Origin of the sequence: Actinomadura terrae, assembly GCF_022751215.1 — a bacterium.
Classification (GTDB): Bacteria; Actinomycetota; Actinomycetes; order Streptosporangiales; family Streptosporangiaceae; genus Spirillospora; species Spirillospora terrae.
This window is the reverse complement of sequence record NZ_JAICDG010000001.1, coordinates 1,894,512-1,909,676: the sequence shown is the minus strand read 5'-3', so window position 1 is coordinate 1,909,676 and position 15,165 is coordinate 1,894,512. Positions and strand designations below refer to the sequence as shown.

The 15,165-nt window shown below is 70.9% G+C and carries 18 protein-coding genes and 1 pseudogene; 8 read left to right on the top strand and 11 right to left on the bottom strand.

The window, feature by feature from the left end:
- Positions 1-174: 174 nt before the first annotated feature.
- Positions 175-1,443 (top strand): hypothetical protein, encoded by a 1,269-nt coding sequence (locus K2F47_RS08590; RefSeq protein WP_242902219.1) that lies wholly within the window; start codon positions 175-177, stop codon positions 1,441-1,443.
- Here the strand turns inward: K2F47_RS08590 and K2F47_RS08585 are convergent.
- Entirely contained in the window at positions 1,437-1,808 is a 372-nt protein-coding gene (locus K2F47_RS08585; RefSeq protein WP_242902218.1) for a VOC family protein, read from the bottom strand. The two genes, K2F47_RS08590 and K2F47_RS08585, sit on opposite strands and share 7 nt — an antisense overlap.
- 102 nt (positions 1,809-1,910) lie before the next feature.
- Here K2F47_RS08585 and K2F47_RS08580 point away from each other — a divergent pair, with 102 nt between their 5' ends.
- Together K2F47_RS08580 and K2F47_RS08575 are read left to right on the top strand one after the other, a co-directional pair.
- A complete protein-coding gene (locus tag K2F47_RS08580) occupies positions 1,911-2,516 on the top strand; it encodes a cadmium resistance transporter (RefSeq protein ID WP_242902217.1) in 606 nt (201 codons plus the stop codon).
- Positions 2,517-2,621: 105 nt separating this feature from the next.
- Positions 2,622-3,302 carry an alkylmercury lyase family protein gene (locus tag K2F47_RS08575; protein ID WP_242902216.1) on the top strand — a complete coding sequence of 227 codons (681 nt, stop codon included), beginning with the start codon at positions 2,622-2,624 and terminating at the stop codon, positions 3,300-3,302.
- Positions 3,303-3,391: 89 nt separating this feature from the next.
- Here the strand turns inward: K2F47_RS08575 and K2F47_RS08570 are convergent, their stop codons facing one another.
- Together K2F47_RS08570 and K2F47_RS08565 are read right to left on the bottom strand one after the other, a co-directional pair.
- Positions 3,392-3,811, bottom strand: coding sequence for a hypothetical protein (locus K2F47_RS08570; protein ID WP_242902215.1), 420 nt, complete (start codon positions 3,809-3,811; stop codon positions 3,392-3,394).
- A gap of 1,076 nt (positions 3,812-4,887) precedes the next feature.
- Positions 4,888-5,118: a DUF397 domain-containing protein gene (locus K2F47_RS08565; RefSeq protein WP_242902214.1), complete on the bottom strand. Its 231-nt coding sequence runs from the start codon at positions 5,116-5,118 to the stop codon at positions 4,888-4,890.
- Positions 5,119-5,311: 193 nt separating this feature from the next.
- Between K2F47_RS08565 and K2F47_RS08560 the strand changes: the two genes are divergently transcribed.
- The gene (locus tag K2F47_RS08560) at positions 5,312-5,980 is read left to right on the top strand and encodes an ATP-binding protein (RefSeq protein WP_242902213.1); all 669 of its coding nucleotides are present in this window, start codon (positions 5,312-5,314) and stop codon (positions 5,978-5,980) included.
- On the opposite strand, the gene K2F47_RS08555 is transcribed toward K2F47_RS08560, so the two are convergent.
- Together K2F47_RS08555 and K2F47_RS08550 are read right to left on the bottom strand one after the other, a co-directional pair.
- On the bottom strand, positions 5,922-7,346 hold the full coding sequence (locus tag K2F47_RS08555; protein WP_242902613.1) for an alpha,alpha-trehalose-phosphate synthase (UDP-forming): 1,425 nt from the start codon (positions 7,344-7,346) through the stop codon (positions 5,922-5,924). The two genes, K2F47_RS08560 and K2F47_RS08555, sit on opposite strands and share 59 nt — an antisense overlap.
- 371 nt (positions 7,347-7,717) lie before the next feature.
- The gene (locus K2F47_RS08550) at positions 7,718-8,179 is read right to left on the bottom strand and encodes a DoxX family protein (RefSeq protein WP_242902212.1); all 462 of its coding nucleotides are present in this window, start codon (positions 8,177-8,179) and stop codon (positions 7,718-7,720) included.
- 120 nt (positions 8,180-8,299) lie between these two features.
- Here K2F47_RS08550 and K2F47_RS08545 point away from each other — a divergent pair, with 120 nt between their 5' ends.
- Together K2F47_RS08545 and K2F47_RS41665 are read left to right on the top strand one after the other, a co-directional pair.
- Positions 8,300-8,761 (top strand): MarR family winged helix-turn-helix transcriptional regulator, encoded by a 462-nt coding sequence (locus tag K2F47_RS08545; RefSeq protein ID WP_242902211.1) that lies wholly within the window; start codon positions 8,300-8,302, stop codon positions 8,759-8,761.
- A gap of 2 nt (positions 8,762-8,763) precedes the next feature.
- Positions 8,764-9,114 (top strand): annotated as a pseudogene (locus K2F47_RS41665) (FAD-binding protein); the annotation flags it as partial.
- Between the two features lie 45 nt (positions 9,115-9,159).
- On the opposite strand, the gene K2F47_RS08535 reads toward K2F47_RS41665, so the two are convergent.
- On the bottom strand, positions 9,160-9,387 hold the full coding sequence (locus K2F47_RS08535) for a hypothetical protein (RefSeq protein ID WP_242902209.1): 228 nt from the start codon (positions 9,385-9,387) through the stop codon (positions 9,160-9,162).
- 822 nt (positions 9,388-10,209) lie between these two features.
- Here K2F47_RS08535 and K2F47_RS41290 point away from each other — a divergent pair.
- Positions 10,210-10,647, top strand: a complete 438-nt coding sequence (locus tag K2F47_RS41290; protein WP_242902208.1) for a hypothetical protein — start codon at positions 10,210-10,212, stop codon at positions 10,645-10,647.
- Here K2F47_RS41290 and K2F47_RS08525 read toward each other — a convergent pair.
- The 5 genes from K2F47_RS08525 to K2F47_RS08505 all read right to left on the bottom strand — a co-directional run bounded on the left by K2F47_RS08525 (position 10,630) and on the right by K2F47_RS08505 (position 14,294).
- A complete protein-coding gene (locus K2F47_RS08525; RefSeq protein ID WP_242902207.1) occupies positions 10,630-11,148 on the bottom strand; it encodes a YbaK/EbsC family protein in 519 nt (172 codons plus the stop codon). The two genes, K2F47_RS41290 and K2F47_RS08525, sit on opposite strands and share 18 nt — an antisense overlap.
- 49 nt (positions 11,149-11,197) lie before the next feature.
- Positions 11,198-11,842: a response regulator gene (locus K2F47_RS08520; RefSeq protein WP_242902206.1), complete on the bottom strand. Its 645-nt coding sequence runs from the start codon at positions 11,840-11,842 to the stop codon at positions 11,198-11,200.
- The gene (locus tag K2F47_RS08515) at positions 11,833-13,026 is read right to left on the bottom strand and encodes a sensor histidine kinase (RefSeq protein ID WP_242902205.1); all 1,194 of its coding nucleotides are present in this window, start codon (positions 13,024-13,026) and stop codon (positions 11,833-11,835) included. Before K2F47_RS08515 ends, K2F47_RS08520 begins: the two co-directional genes overlap by 10 nt.
- Positions 13,010-13,729, bottom strand: coding sequence for a DedA family protein (locus tag K2F47_RS08510; protein ID WP_372490826.1), 720 nt, complete (start codon positions 13,727-13,729; stop codon positions 13,010-13,012). The genes K2F47_RS08515 and K2F47_RS08510 overlap by 17 nt, the downstream gene beginning before the upstream one ends.
- Before the next feature lie 295 nt (positions 13,730-14,024).
- Positions 14,025-14,294, bottom strand: coding sequence for a hypothetical protein (locus K2F47_RS08505; RefSeq protein ID WP_242902204.1), 270 nt, complete (start codon positions 14,292-14,294; stop codon positions 14,025-14,027).
- Between the two features lie 359 nt (positions 14,295-14,653).
- Here K2F47_RS08505 and K2F47_RS08500 point away from each other — a divergent pair, with 359 nt between their 5' ends.
- The gene (locus K2F47_RS08500; RefSeq protein WP_242902203.1) at positions 14,654-15,151 is read left to right on the top strand and encodes a hypothetical protein; all 498 of its coding nucleotides are present in this window, start codon (positions 14,654-14,656) and stop codon (positions 15,149-15,151) included.
- Positions 15,152-15,165: the final 14 nt, after the last annotated feature.

The window sequence follows — 15,165 nt, the reverse complement described above, 5'->3', positions numbered from 1 at the left end:
AGCCGACACGGAGCGCGGCGCTGAGCGGGCGGCGGCGCACGTCAACTCCGTCAGGGACCCCTCTCGCCTTTCGCGGTGGACGATGAGGCCGCTGGAAGAGGGTCGCCGCGGGCGAAGGCCCGCGATGCCCCCCTCTTGCCGACCGTCGAACGGACGCAGCACTTGGAGGCTTCCGTGAGCATCGAACCGGGCCCGGATCTGCGCGAGTTGCTCATATCCACCTCGCGCGCGGCATGGTGCACTCTCCCGCTCCCACCAATGGCAGAAGATCGTGACCGTTACCTGCGTCTGCACACCCTGGTCGTGCATGTCTTTCCTGCCGTCTCCGAGGCTGAGACGTTGCGAAAGATCGAACAACTCAATCAAACAACTGATAATCAGGCTCGGATCCAACTGCTGGAAGGGGCCTGCGGCCTGGCCGAGGTGTACGAGGTCCTGCGCACCTCCCGGCGCGACGCCCCGGTCCTCGCCGCCGCGGTCCGCCGCGGGGAGGCGGTCTTCGACGGCTGGAGCGACGAACGCCGCGCGCTGCTGACGCGTGAACTCGGCCGCCGCGCTGCCGGGGAAGATGTCTGGGAGCTGATCCTCATCGCCGCCGACCACCATCGCGTCCCGGCCCGGAGGGCCGCCCGGCCGCTGATGCGCGGCGGCCTGGCCATGGACTCCTACAGCGACCATCTGTGGACCCGCGACGAGATCGACCACCAGGTGCTCAGCGCCTGGAATCCGGTCCCTTATCTCAAGCCGCCCGCCAAGCTCGACGGAGCCGCCCCGATCGGGCCCGCGGACGTCGATCAGCTTTACGGCATAGCCGACCTGCTGGGGGGCAGTCCGTCCTCCCACGACCCCGAGCGGTTCACCGCGCTCGGGGGGTTCTTGACGGGCTTGGACGAAATGATCCGGCAACGAACATCGCGGGTCGAGGAACAAGACCGCGAGGACCAAGCCATGCTCGGGGAGCAGGCGAAAGAACAGCAGGAAGAGCTGGCTCGACTGCATGGTCGTGAACGGCAGGATCTGGCGCACGCGTTCAAAAGGGAAAACTCCAGGCTCGAACGGGGGCGGATCATACGCAACGAGCGCGAGCAGCGAAAATGGGACGCGACGCTGCGGGACCACCTCGACAGGGCGTCCCCTGAACAGCGTGCGGAGTTCGCCCAGCTCACCCACGAACTGGAGACCAGCGTCTTCCTCCGCCAGATCAAACAGCTCCTCGGAACGGAGACCCGGCTCGTGGACGACGTGGTCTGGCGGCGCGAGCTCTGGCATTTCTGCGACTCCTGGGGCGCGGGCATCGATTACTCCGCCGCCGAGCAGCGCACCGGCGTCATCATCACTCCTCCTCCGGAATCGGCACCGGCACCGGCACCGGCACCGGCCCGAGACGATGTCCCTGCCGTTGGCCTGGGAATATCAATGCCAGGCCAACGTGACGATCACTGATGATGACCCGTGTCGATGACGCAGAAGAGGTTGCCTTCGGTATCGGCGAGGACGACGAAGTCGGGGTCGTCCGGATAATCATTCCAGTCGACGCGCTGGGCCCCCAGGGACACCAATCGTTCGACTTCGGCGGCCTGGTCGGCCGCGTCCCCGGCGTACAGGTCCAGGTGGATGCGCGGACGCTCCTGCACCGGCGTCTCGCTGAGACCGAGCGACAACTGCACCCCCGCCCCTTCCGCCGGCACCAGCACCACCCAGTCGTCTTCCATCTCCTCGCGCGGAACGTATCCCAGGGCCTGCGTCCAGAACGCAGCCGCGCGCCGCACGTCCCAGACACCCAGCACGACCGAACCGACTTTCAGCATTCGCCGATTCTGGCAAGCCCGCGACGTCGAGGCGAACGTCGGCGAGTGCAGCACCAGATGACCGTGCCGTTCGCGGTGAGTTGTTCCGGTACGTTCCTGGCCGTGGACGGGATCGTGGGCACCATCGCGACGACGGCGGGCATGTTCGCTGGGACGAACGTGGACGACATCATCGTGTTGACGGTGCTGTTCCTGTCCTCGCGCGCCACCGGTCGGCCCCACCCGTGGCAGATCTGGGTCGGTCAGTACGCGGGGGTCGCGGTCCTCGTGCTCGTGTCCGTAGTCGCCGCGCTCGGCCTGACGATCGTGCCCGACGACTGGATCGGACTTCTCGGGCTCGTCCCCCTCGCACTCGGCATCAAAGGGCTGGTCGCCGCCATTCGCACTCACAATGGCGAAGACGACACCCCGCCCGCCGTCGCGACCGGCCTGCTTCCGGTCGCCGGAGTCACGATCGCCAACGGAGCCGACAACATTTCGGTGTACACGCCCGTCTTCCGTACCGTCGGCACGGCCCCGACCATCGTCACCGTCGGCGTGTTCGCCATCGGAGTCGCGCTGTGGTGTCTGGCCGGGTCCTGGCTCGGCTCGCACAGGAAGGTCATCGCGATCGTCGAACGCTACGGCCAGTGGCTCGTCCCCGCCGTCTTCATCGCCATCGGCGGTCTCATCGTCATCGAGTCCGGCGTCCTGGCCGAAATCGTCTGACCCCCCAGCGCCGACGCCACGTGCGCGGCGACGCTTATCGGGGACGTCGGGAGACCATGATCCTCTTGCGAATAGGGTGAAAGCCCGGACGCAAGGAAGGTATCTGTGAAGACACCGGAGTCACGGAAAGTGCGGGATCTCGTCTACGAGACGTTCGCGTCGGAAGGGTGCGCACCGTCGGTGGCGGAGCTGGCACGCGCAACACGGAACTCGATCGAAGAGACACAGAAGATCCTGCATGACCTGGCGGAAGTCCATGCCCTGGTCCTGACGGCCGACGGGGACGCGGTGCGGATGGCCCATCCCTTCACGTCGGCGCCAATGGCGTTCGTGGTGACACCGTTGGACGGGCACGACGACCGACGGTGGTGGGGCGGATGCGCGTGGGACTCCTTCGGCATCAGCGCCGCCCTTAAGCTCGACGTCCGCATCGACACCGCATGCCCGCAGTGCGGCACGCCGATCAGCTACCAGACGGGCCCGCAACTGCCGCCCCCTGCGGACCTCGCCGTCCGGTTCCCCTGGCCCGCCGACCAGTGGTGGAACGACGTGGTCAGCACCTGCACGATGATCCGGACGTTCTGCGACCGTGCTCATGCCGAGCAATGGACGGCGGACAACGCGCCGGGCACCGGCTACATCGCCGAGGCGGCGACCGTGTGGCGTCTGGCCGACCCCTGGTACGGCGACCGCCTGGACCCCACATTCCAACCGCACACCCGGGAGCACAACCAGCGGCTCCTCAACGAATGCGGCCTCACCGGCCCGTTCTGGCAACTGCCGTAACCGACCAGCCTCCCAGGCCCGGACTCACGAGTCCGGGCCTGGGAAAGACCTGTCGCGCTAACGCTCAAGGACGATGGAGTTGATGGGCGTCAGGTTCGGGTGGTAACTGCCGCGGCCGAGGCGGGGGCCGCACTGCCGGCCGTTGTAGCCGCGGCAGAGCCGCAGGGCCGCGCCGCCGGTCTGGTTGTCGACGCCCAGGCGCACCCGGTCTGGTTCCTGAGGTTGTAGGTGCCGTAGCGGTAGTACTTGGTCGGGATTCCGCTGGAGTCGTTGTGGGGATAGACGCACACGTTCCCCGCCGGGCAGAGCGCCTTGGTGGCGACGGTGTGACCGACCGGAGTGGCTGCGACAGCGCTGGTGGCGGCCACCAGCGGCGCCGCCGCCAGCACGGCTGAGCTCCCTGCCCTCATGAGGTTGGTCGGATTCATGTCGTTCACCGTGTCCTTTCCTGATGCCGCTGCGGGGCGGTAGATGCCGAGGTTCGCGGCCGCAATGGCGGGTCTGGTCATCTGGGAATCTGTTCGGGTGAACGGCGCGCCCCCGATGTGCCGTGCGGCGCCGACCCGTTTCCCGCTGGAACCAACCCTGCTGTTTCCGGGACCCGGTTCGCATGACACACAGTGAACAACGCTTAACCGTGAGTGCTCTCTCGGTAGCCGCGAGCGGAGATGCCATAGGCGCGACGGAACGGCTGGGAAAGATCGAGGCGTGCTCGAAGTCGACGATGGCGCAGCCATGTGTCACCCAGCACGCCGCTATGACGGTCACGACACCGGAGTGTCGCCAGGACGGCACCCCACCGCACGGGGTAGCTCAGCGCCACTTCATCAGCTCTGCGTCGGCACACATTTATGTCGGCGTGGTGCGGGAACGGGGTGGCCCGGAGGCTGCGGTGTCGTGACGTCGCGCGCGGGTGTTGTAGCGCGGAGGTTGGGTGGTCGACGGCCCCGAAGGTGGGCGGCTCAGGAGGACGCTGGCGCGTTCCAGGTCCGGGCTCGGAACCCGCGGGGTACCCGAGCGGGATTTCGCCGTCCTGGGCCCCGATGAGGCCCGCCGAGGCTCATACCACGTGCCCAGGGACGCCAGGACCGCGCACGTCGCGCCCTGAGCCGTACGAAACGAGATCAGAGCCCCCGTCCGGCAAGCCGACCCCGGCCAACGCACAGGCGCATGCCACCAGCCCCGCGAGACGGCACAGAAAGCGCCCCCCACCAGGCAAGGACCGCAGGCAAGAGCTCCGCGCACATCACTACGCCCGCCAGACACCCTCACGCGGGCCCCCATGTCCCCGGCGGGCCGGGGACATGGGGGTGGCGGCGCCGGGAACGTCACTCGCGCTGGCGCGCACCAACGCACCGCCACCACACCCCCAGCCACCAAGCAAGGAACGTTCGCTAGAACCTCGGGAACGCCGCCCATGCTGGGCGGGCGGGGGCGGGGCGGTCACGGCCCGAGCCACCAGGTTGGACTGGGGCCGGTGACCTGGCGAATCGCCGCGGCACAGCCCGGGTTGCCTCGGCACAGCCCGAACCGATGTCGGGTTGGGCTGTGGCCGGGGTCGGCTGTGGCCGTGGCCAGGCTCGTCCTAGACGAGCATGTGGTCGAAGTCGCCGTCCTTGGCTCCGCCCACGAAGGCCTCCACCTCCTCGCGTGTGTAGACGAGGATCGCACCCTCGGGGTCACGGGAGTTGCGCACGGCGATCTCCCCTGTGGGGAGTTCGGCCATCTCGACGCAGTTACCGCTCGGGTTGCTCCGCCGGCTCTTCTGCCAGACGAGCGCGTTGCGTCGGACGTCCGGCAACTGGTGGCCGTCCATCTTTGCCCCCTCAAAGGCGTCTCGGCCTCCCGCCGGGAGGCCGCGCTCTCGCCCCACCCCACACAATGGTACGAGATGCACGTGCATTCGTTCTTGCATACGTTCATGCAGACGGTCTTGCATCTGCACGACTTGGGGAGCAAGATAGCGAACCATCGCCGGTGACCCATCCGCTCGCCTCTGAGGTTTGACAATGACCGTTGACCAGGCAGACGACGTCGCAGCTCCGACCGCCATGGGAGGCAGGCGGGCGCGGCACGCCGCGGCCGTCCACACGCCCTGGCCGGACTCCCCAGCGCACGCGCCCGCGCGCCAGCACACGGTCCCCGCCGCGGCGGCCAGACCGGTGCCCTCGCCGGGCCTCGCCGGGCTCTGGCCGACCCCTCACTCGGGCGCGCCGCGCACCGCGCGCCGCGTCCTGCCCGCGGAGATCACCGCGCCCAAGGCGGCGCGCGAATTCGCCCAGGCCACGCTGCGGGAATGGGACGTCGCCGGAGACCGCGAGGACGTCGTCGTCGCGGTCTCCGAGCTCGCCACCAACGCGCTGCGGCACGGCATGGAGGGGCTGCCCCAGCCGCTGCCGCTGTGTCCCATCCAGGTCGTGCTGCTCGGCCACCCGCGGCGCCTGGTCGTCGTGGTGACCGACCCGGGCCGCCGCATCCCCGAGGCTGTCGCGTGCGACCCGGACTGGTTCGGCGACGGCGGCCGGGGCCTCCTCGTCGTCGGCGCGGTCAGCGACTCGTGGGGCTGGGCGCGGCTCGCGACCGGTGGGAAGGCCGTCTGGGCGGCCTTCGACCTGAAGGTCAGGCGTCCAGCGCCTGCGGCACCGCTTCTGGACGCGCCGGGTTCTCCAGTTCGCTGAGGAACTCCCGGGCCCAGCGGTCCACGTCGTGCTCGATGACGCGCCTGCGCATCGAGCGCATCCGGCGTGCCTGCTCGGCGGGCTCGGCGTCCAGCGCGGCCAGCAGCGTTCCCTTGAGCCCGTCGATGTCGTAGGGGTTGACCTGGAAGGCGCCCCGCTTCAGCTCGGCGGCGGCACCGGCGAACTCGCTCAGCACGAGCGCCCCGCGCATGTCGCGGCGGCAGGCGACGTACTCCTTGGCGACCAGGTTCATGCCGTCCCGCAGCGGTGTGACGACCATCACGTCGGCGGCGAGGTAGAGGGCGGTCAGCTCGGCGCGGTCGTAGGAGCTGTGCAGGTAGTGGACGACCGGGAAGCCGATCTCGCCGTACTCCCCGTTGATCCGCCCGACCTGCTGCTCGATCTCCTCCCGGAGCAGCTGGTACTGCTCGACGCGCTCGCGGCTCGGCGTGGCGATCTGCACGAACACGGCCTGGCCGGGCTTGAGGTCGCCGTCCTCGAACAGCTCGCCGAACGCCTGGAGCCGCTGCGTGATCCCCTTGGTGTAGTCGAGGCGATCGACGCCGAGCAGGACGGTCGCGTCGCCGAGGTCGGCGCGGATCTCCTGCGCGCGCTCCACCACGTCCTCGCGTGAGACCAGATCGTTCAGCTCGCCCACGTCCACCGAGATGGGGAAGGCACGGGCGCGGACGACGCGGCCGTCCCAGTCCACATCCTGCTTGACGTAGCGCGCGTCCAGCAGCCGCCGGCACAGCCGGACGAAGTTGGCCGCCGCGCCCGGTAGCTGGAAGCCGACCAGGTCGGCCCCGAGGAGCCCTTCGAGGATCTGGCGGCGCCAGGGCATCTGCCAGAACAGCTCCAGCGGCGGGAACGGGATGTGCAGGAAGAACCCGATGCGCAGGTCAGGGCGCAGTTTGCGCAGCATGGCCGGGACGAGCTGGAGCTGGTAGTCCTGCACCCAGACGATCGCGCCCTCGCTCGCGACGCGCGCGGCGGCCTCGGCGAACCGCTCGTTGACCCGGACGTAGGCGTCCCACATCGCCCTGTCGTAGACGGGCGGGGCGACGACGTCGTGGTACAGCGGCCACAGCGTCGCGTTGGAGAACCCCTCGTAGTACAGCTCGACCTCGCGGGCTGACTGCTCGATGGGGACGAGCGACATGCCGTCCTCCTCGAACGGGTCCAGCCGCTCGTCGGGGGCGCCGGTCCAGCCGATCCACGTACCGTGCCTGCGCCGCATCACCGGCGCGATGGCGCTGACCAGCCCGCCGGGGCTGCGCCGCCACGCGGGCTCCCCGTTCGGTCCGACGATCCGGTCCACCGGCAACCTGTTGGCCACTACCACGAATTCACTACCGCGCGACACCGCGAACCGCCTCTCCAGGAACACTTGCCGATCACCATGCCCAGAAACGGTCATCGAGAACATCTTGTCACTTCGACGTAAAGACCAGGTGGCGGAAAGGCCGTGTGTCAGGAAGTCGGGATGTCCGTGGATGGGGATTGGAGCGGGCCATATCCCTTTCGAGCCAGGTGACCGATGTTTACCAACTCGTCACCTTCGATCCGATCTGTCGGAAAAGTTACTTTCGTCACACTCGTTGGCGCGGGCGTGGCGCGGCTGCCCGGCGGCCGTTCCAGCGGCTGGTCCTCACGTCAAGAGTACGCCTGTGAACAGGAAAAACGGCCCCCGGCGCGCGGGGTGGACCGCGCCGGAGGCCGAGCGGGGCCGAGGGGTCAGGCGTTCACGGGCTCCCGGGCGGGGGCGTCCTCGTCGCGGCGGCGTCCCCAGATGAGCGCGTCCACCGAGAAGCGGCCCCCACCGGTCAGGGCGAGCACGAGCGCCAGGGCGCCGAGGATCAGGACGAGCTCGTAGCCGCCCTTGTCGGCGAACAGGCCGTGGTCCTTATGGACGTACCAGAAGGCGCCCGCCATGTCGGCGGCGAGCAGCAGGCCCACCAGGGGGAGCAGGGCCCCGACGATCAGCGCGACGCCTCCGGCGAGCTCGACCCAGGTCGCGAAGGCGGCGGCCGCGCCGGGCATCGGAATGCCGAGGCCGTCGAACATCTTCGTCACCCCGGAGTGCCCAAGGTCGTTCAGCTTCTGCCAGCCGTGCGCGACGAACACCACGCCGAGCGCCAGCCTGCCGATGAGCAGGCCCGTGTCGGCGAGCTGTGGGTACCGGCGGGCGGGGAGCATAGTCTCTCCTCTGGTTGAAGGTTCAGTTCAAATATGAACTAACTCTACGTTAGCAGAGTGACGCGAATCCAGACCATCTCGAAAGTTCAACCCGTGTCCCCGCCAACTAGAATTCACGGCATGACCGATGCCGGAGGGCCACTCGACCCCCGCGAGCTGCGCGCCTGGATGGCCTTCCTGGCCGCCGGCCACCTGATCGACCACGAGATCGAGCGCCAGCTCAAGCGCGAGGCCGACCTCTCCCACCCCGAGTTCGAGGTGCTCGTGCGGCTGCGGATGGCCGATGGCAACCGGCTGCGCATGTCCCACCTGGCGCGCGAGGCGATGGTCTCCAAGAGCCGCCTGACCTACCAGGTCACGCAGCTGGAACGGGCCGGGCTGGTCAAGCGGACGGGCTGCGAGTCCGACCGCCGCTCGGTGTGGGCCGAGCTGACCCCCGAGGGCATCGAGCGGCTGGACCGGGTCCGCCCGGGGCACCGGCAGCTCGTCCGCGAGACATTGATCGAGGTGCTGTCGCCGGAGGAGATCGACCTGCTCGGGGACGCGCTCAGCCGCGTGGCCGACCGGCTGCGAGCCCGCTAGGCGTGCGCGACTTCGGCGGCGTGGTCGAGCGGACGCCGGCGCGGGTCGTCCGTCCGGGGTCCGCGGAGGAGGTCGCCGCCGCCGTGCGCGAGGCCGCCGCGGCGGGCCTGGAGATCGTGCCGCGCGGCGCGGGCCACTCGACCTACGGACAGTCCCTCACCGGCGGCGTCTGCCTCGACATGCGCGGGCTCGCGGGCGTCCACGAGATCGGCCCGGGCCACGCCGTCGTCGGCGCGGGGACCACCTGGCGCGAGGTGCTCGACGCGACGCTGCCGCACGGCCTCACCCCACCGGTCCTGACCGACTTCCTTGACGTGACCGTCGGCGGGACGCTCTCCTCGGGCGGCGTCGGCGGCTCCTCGCACCTGCACGGCACGCAGGCGGCGAACGTCCTCGCCCTAGAGGTGGTGGTGGACGGGCGTCCGATGCGCTGCTCCCCCGGCGTCCGTCCGGAGGTGTTCGACGCCGTCCGGGCGGGACTCGGCGGGCACGGCATCATCACCGCCGCGACGCTGCGCCTCGTCCCCGCGCCCGACCGGGTGCTCTCCTGCACGATCCCCTGCCGGGATGCGGCGGACCTGCTGCGCGTCCAGCGCGAGGTGCACGCCGACCACCTCTCCGGCCAAGCCAAACCGTCCGCCGAAGGCTGGACTTACGAGGCCAAAGCCGTCCTCCACCTGAACCCCCACAAACACACCACTCCCGTCCAACACGCAGGCACGTCCTCACCCAGAGACACCAACCCACCCCCAAACACCGCCTCACACGCGGGCGCCACCCCACGAGCGGGCACCACCCCACACACGGGCACCACCCCACACACGGGCGCCATCCCACAGGCAGGTGCCACCCCGCACACGGACACCGCCTCACACGCGGGCGCCCCTTCTCGCACGGGCACCGCCCCACACGCAGGCTCCAGCTCGCGCCCGGACGCCGCCCCCCAAACGGGCACCGCCCCACATGCGGACACCGGTTCGCCCACGGCCGCCACCCCACAAGCCAGTACCACCCCGCAAGCGGGTGTCACCCCACGCACGGGGACCACTCCGCACACGGGGACCACTCCGCACACGGGCGCCGACTCGCGCACGGACGCCGCCCCACATGCAGGCGCGGGCTCACCCGCGGGCGCCATCCCACGAGCGGTTGCCACCCCGCACACGGACGCCGCCTCACACACGGCCGCCGCCCCACAAGCGAGTGCCGCCTCACACGCGGGCGCCAGCCCACAAGCAGGCACCACCCCACAAGCAGGCGCTGGCTCACAAGCAGGCGCTGGCTCACAAGCAGGCGCTGGCTCACAAGCAGGCACCGCCTCACAAGCAGGCGCTGGCTCACAAGCAGGCGCTGGCTCGCCTACGGGTGCCAGCCCACGAGGGGGTGTCGCCCCGCGTGCGGGTGCTGGCTGGGGTGTTGGGGGTGTTTCTTGTGCGGGTGAGGTGCCGGTGGGGGCCAGCGAGGTTGAGGAGCTGTCCTTCTTGGAGTTCGCCGACCGGCTCCGGCCCGACGTGGCGGAGTTGGCCGCGCTCGGCGAGTGGGCGCTGCCGCATCCGTGGGGGATAGTCTTCCTGCCGGGTGCGTGGGCCGCCGCGGTGATCGAGGAGACGCTCGCGTCGATGGCTCCCGCCGACCTCGGGCTCAGCGGGGTCGTGCTGGTCAAGGCGCTGCGGATCGGGGACGTCCCGATGCTCGCCGCGCCCGCGGACCCCGTCCTGTTCAGCCTGTTGCGGACCGCGTCGCCGGGCTGCGCGCCGGTGGCGGAGATGCTGGAGGGCAACCGCGCCCTGCTCGCGCGTGCCGAAGCGGTCGGCGGCACCCGTTACGCGGTCGACTCGGTCCCCGCTCGGCGGTCTGGCGGCGCCGCGTCACTGGGCCAGGGCTAGGACCTGCGCGTCCGGCAGCGACACGAGCGCCTTGCCGGGCACCAGCAGCTTGGACCTGCGCAGGCCGCTGCCGATGACGACGTGCGGGGCGGCGGCGACCGCCTCGTCCACCAGGATCGGCCAGCCGCCGGGAAGACCGACGGGGGTGATGCCGCCGTACTCCATGCCGGTGCGGGCCGTCGCGTCCGCCATCGGCGCGAACGAGACCTTGCGCGCGCCCAGGTGCTTGCGGACGACGCCGTTCACGTCCGCGCGGTCGGTGGCGAGCACCATGCAGGCCGCGTAGGCGACCTCGCCGCCGCGCTTGGCCGCGACGACCACGCAGTTCGCGCTGACCTCCAGCGGGACCTCGTAGCGCTCGCAGAACGCCGCCGTGTCGGCCAGCTCGGGATCGATCTCGGCGACCTCGCCCTCCGGAACGGCGCCGATCGCGGCGGCCACCGGTTCCGCGAGCAGGTCCGGGCGGGCGGCCGCGGACGTCCAGTCGAGTGTGCCGACCATGGTTCTCCCCTCGTTCTCCCGCGCCCCACCATGCCACGCCGGGCGGGGGTCACGAGCCCAGGTAGCGCAGCACGGCGAGGACGCGGCGGCTGCGGCCGACGGCGTCGGCCAGGTCCAGCTTGTCGAAGATCGCGTTGACGTGCTTCTCCACGGCGCTCTGCGAGATGTGCAGGTGCGCGGCGACCGAGGCGTTGATGTGGCCCTGGGCCATGAGGTCGAGGACGTCCCGCTCGCGCGGGGAGAGGCGGCTCAGCGGATCGACGTGGACGCTGCGGACGAGGAGCTGGCGCACCACCTCCGGGTCGAACGCGGCGCCCCCGCCGCCGACCCGCTCCAGCGCGTCCAGGAACTCGTCGACCTGCGCGACGCGGTCCTTCAGGAGGTAGCCGACGCCGGTGGTGTCGGCGGTGATCAACTCGGTGGCGTAGCGCTTCTCCACGTACTGCGACAGGACGAGGACGCCGACGCCCGGCCAGCGGCGGCGGATCTCCAGGGCGGCGCGCAGGCCCTCGTCGGTGTGCGTCGGCGGCATCCGGACGTCCACGACGACGACGTCGGGCGGCGCCGCGGCGACGGCCGCGACGAGGGCGTCGCCGTCGCCGACGGCGGCGGCCACCTCGTGGCCCTCCTCGGCGAGCAGGCGCATCAGGCCCTCGCGCAGGAGGGTGGAGTCCTCCGCGAGCATCACCCGCATGGCAGGTCCGCGCTGATCACGGTGGGGCCGCCGGGGGGACTGTCCACGCCGAAGGTGCCGTCCAGCGCGGCGACCCTGCGGGCCAGCCCGGCCAGCCCGCCGCCCGCCGGGTCGGCCCCGCCGGTGCCGTCGTCCTCGATGCGCACGGCGATCAGCGCGTCGCGCGCCGCGACCCGCACCCGGACGTGCCGCGCCCCCGAGTGCTTGGCGGCGTTGGTGACGGCCTCGCAGATCACGAAGTACGCGGCGGTCTCCACCGCGTGGGGCGGACGCTCCGGGACGTCGTAGCCGATCGTCACCGGCACCGCGGACCGCTCGGCGACCGTCTCCAGCGCCGTCCGCAGGCCCTCGCCGTCCAGCGCGGCCGGGTAGACGCGCCAGGTGACCTCCCGCAGGTCCTCCAGCGCGCGGCGCGACTCCTCGTGCGCCTGCCGCAGCAGTTCGGTCGAGCGGGCCGCGTCCCCGGCGCGGCGGGCCCGGCCGATCAGCATGCCGAGGGCGACGAGCCGCTGCTGGACGCCGTCGTGCAGGTCGCGTTCGATGCGGCGGCGCTCGTCGTCGACCGCGTCCACCACCTGCGCGCGGGTGACCGACAGCTGGGCGATGCGGCGCTGGTACTCCTCCAGCGGGCTCGGGCCGAGGCAGCGCCGCGCCACCGCGCGCTCCAGCGCCACGACCCCGATCAGGCCCTGGACGGCGACGAACAGCAGCACCGCGCCGAACACGGCCGTGTAGACGACGATCAGCGGGCTCGGCGGGATGCCGTCCAGGTACTCGCCGGTCACCCACCAGCTCCACAGCAGCCCGATCGCGCTGGCGCCGCCGTAGCCGATCAGCAGCAGAATGATGCCGCCGAGCAGCCCGACCGGCACCCGCAGGAGGAGGTAGGACAGCGCCCGCAGCGGGCCGACGTCGACCGCCCCGTCCTCGGCGAAGAACGTCGCGAGCCGGCGCCGCTCCAGCTCGGTCAGCCGGTTCGCGCCGTGCGCGACGATCCCCGGCACCGCCCTCGGGCCGCGCGAGAGGGCCAGCGCGGGAGCCATGATCAGCGCGGCGACGGCGAGCAGCATCATCTCGACGCCCGCGCTGAACAGGCCCAGGGTGAGGCCCACCAGCGCGCGGGGGGCGGCGCGCGGACCGCGCCTCGGGGGAGGCGCGGCCACGCCCTCAGAAAATGCGATCACGTTCGAAGTCTCTTGTCTCGGCCCGGTGCGTCCCGGGCTCGCCGCCCGTCCGCCTGGCCTTCACGATACGGAGCCCGAGGAACACGAGCACACCCAGCACGGCCAGCACCAGGACGACCTTGGAGTAGACCCCGACGTACTCCTCCACCGTCCGCCAGTTGTCGCCGAGCTCGTACCCGGCCATCACGAACGCCGTGTTCCACAGCAGGCTGCCGAGGGTCGTGTAGATCAGGAACGTCGTCATCCGCATCCGCTCCACCCCGGCGGGGACCGAGATCAGGCTGCGGAAGATCGGGATCATCCGGCCGAAGAACACGGCCTTGCCGCCGTGCCGCGCGAACCACGCCTCCGTCCGGTCGAGGTCGGAGAGCTTCACCAGGGGCAGCCGGGCCACCAGGCGGCGGATCCGGTCGCGGCCGATCAGCGCGCCGATCCCGTAGAGGGCGAGCGCGCCGACGACCGACCCCAGCGTCGTCCACACCAGCGCCGCGACCAGGTTCATCCGCCCCTGCGCGGCGGTGAACCCGGCCAGCGGCAGGATCACCTCGCTCGGCAGCGGCGGGAACAGGTTCTCCAGCGCGATCGCCAGCCCGGCGCCGGGCGCGCCCAGCCGGTCCATCAGGTCGGTCGCCCACCCGGTGATGCCCCCGCTGGGCTCGTTCCCGGCCGCGCCGGACGCCAGCACGTACGTCATCTCGATCATGTGTACGACGCTAGAAAGCCGGGGCCCCGGCCACCATGGAGCGCACCGCCAACCTGACCGGCCGCGCGCCGCACCCCCACCCTGCGGAAAACCACACCCCCTCCCCTGGCGTCGACCGCAAACCCCCAGCTCACGGCGAGGCCGAGCTCGACGTCGACTGCGACGGGCCGACCGACTCCGAGCCGTGGCCGCAGCAGGACGCCGGGGAACGGCCTCCAAGCGTTCAGCCCCCGCGCCGCGATGCCGACACGGCGCGCAGGCGTCCCGAAGCGCTGGACCGCCGAGGGCGGTGAGGCTAGTGGGTGGGGGTGGGGTGTGCGTGTGGGAGGGGCGGGCGCGGCTCTGGGACGGGGCGGCCGCGGGTGGCCAGGTAGGAGGCGCGTTCCAGTTCGTCCTCGAAGGCGAGGACGAGCATGTCGGGCGCATCGGGGCCGGGCCGCACCAGCAGGTACGGGACCCCGGCGCGTTCGGCGAGGTAGGCGAGCCCGTGGTCGCCGCGCTCGTACAGCCGGGCGCCGGTGAACCGGGCGAGCACCTCGTCGTGCGGGGCGATCTCCTCGCGCATGCGGACATTCCCCCATCCCCGCGTGTCGGGGTCGTGGCGGACGGGTGAAGGGGTGCCCAACGCCGGTCGAGCATCCGCCGCGCGCGCCCGCGGCACGCAGGGGATTCAGCGCTGAGTGAAATCGGAGGGCGCCGCCGTTTGATGGTCGCGAGGCGGTCGCGGCTGAAATCGCCCTGGCCGCAGGGGGTTCGGGACCATGGTGCGGTAGGGTTTCGGTCACCGGCCCTGCCATGATCAAGGCAAAGAATCTTTTCTGATCGACTTTTCCGTTAAGAGCCTTTCTTGTAGCGTTCGCAGCGTTTTGTGAAGTGAATTCATGATCGGACATTCCCGCCACAAGATCATGTAAGGACGCCGCGATGCCCCTGGCGACTGGCCTGGCCGCGGCCGCGCTCCTCGGCCTGCTGACGCTGCTGGCCTCGGCGGGGCGCGGACGCCGCCGACACCGCTCCGCGAACGAGCACCCCGAGTCGCTGACGGCCGTCCTCGATCCCGGCGACGAGGAGTACCTCGCCTGGCTGGCCGACCACCACTGGCCCAGCGACGAGTACCTCGACATGGAGCACGAGTGGCTCGCTGAGCTGGAGCTGGACGAGCCGGCCGAGCGCTACGAGACCCCGCTGTGCCCCCAGTGCAACCTCCGCCGCGAGGACGTGTGGCCCTGTCCGCGATGCGGAAGGCTGCTGCACTCCTCATGCGGGCACGGGATGCGGCGCAGGCGCGTGGAGCGCCCGTACCGCACCCACGCGGCCAATCCGGAGGCGGTCATCGCGGAGTGGATCTGCACGGGCTGCCGATCGGTCGTCGGGCTGGACGTCGACCACGGCGACGAACCGGACGGCGGACTCCTGCACTGAACGTCCCCGAATGC

Excerpts from the sequence above, each read along its gene's own strand:
- K2F47_RS08585 (WP_242902218.1), bottom strand. The coding sequence starts at position 1,808 with ATGCTGAAAGTCGGTTCGGTCGTGCTGGGTGTCTGGGACGTGCGGCGC.
- K2F47_RS08570 (WP_242902215.1), bottom strand. The coding sequence starts at position 3,811 with ATGACCAGACCCGCCATTGCGGCCGCGAACCTCGGCATCTACCGCCCC.
- K2F47_RS08565 (WP_242902214.1), bottom strand. The coding sequence starts at position 5,118 with ATGGACGGCCACCAGTTGCCGGACGTCCGACGCAACGCGCTCGTCTGG.
- K2F47_RS08560 (WP_242902213.1), top strand. The coding sequence starts at position 5,312 with ATGACCGTTGACCAGGCAGACGACGTCGCAGCTCCGACCGCCATGGGA.
- K2F47_RS08550 (WP_242902212.1), bottom strand. The coding sequence starts at position 8,179 with ATGCTCCCCGCCCGCCGGTACCCACAGCTCGCCGACACGGGCCTGCTC.
- K2F47_RS08545 (WP_242902211.1), top strand. The coding sequence starts at position 8,300 with ATGACCGATGCCGGAGGGCCACTCGACCCCCGCGAGCTGCGCGCCTGG.
- K2F47_RS08525 (WP_242902207.1), bottom strand. The coding sequence starts at position 11,148 with ATGGTCGGCACACTCGACTGGACGTCCGCGGCCGCCCGCCCGGACCTG.
- K2F47_RS08520 (WP_242902206.1), bottom strand. The coding sequence starts at position 11,842 with ATGCGGGTGATGCTCGCGGAGGACTCCACCCTCCTGCGCGAGGGCCTG.
- K2F47_RS08510 (WP_372490826.1), bottom strand. The coding sequence starts at position 13,729 with ATGATCGAGATGACGTACGTGCTGGCGTCCGGCGCGGCCGGGAACGAG.
- K2F47_RS08505 (WP_242902204.1), bottom strand. The coding sequence starts at position 14,294 with ATGCGCGAGGAGATCGCCCCGCACGACGAGGTGCTCGCCCGGTTCACC.
- K2F47_RS08500 (WP_242902203.1), top strand. The coding sequence starts at position 14,654 with ATGCCCCTGGCGACTGGCCTGGCCGCGGCCGCGCTCCTCGGCCTGCTG.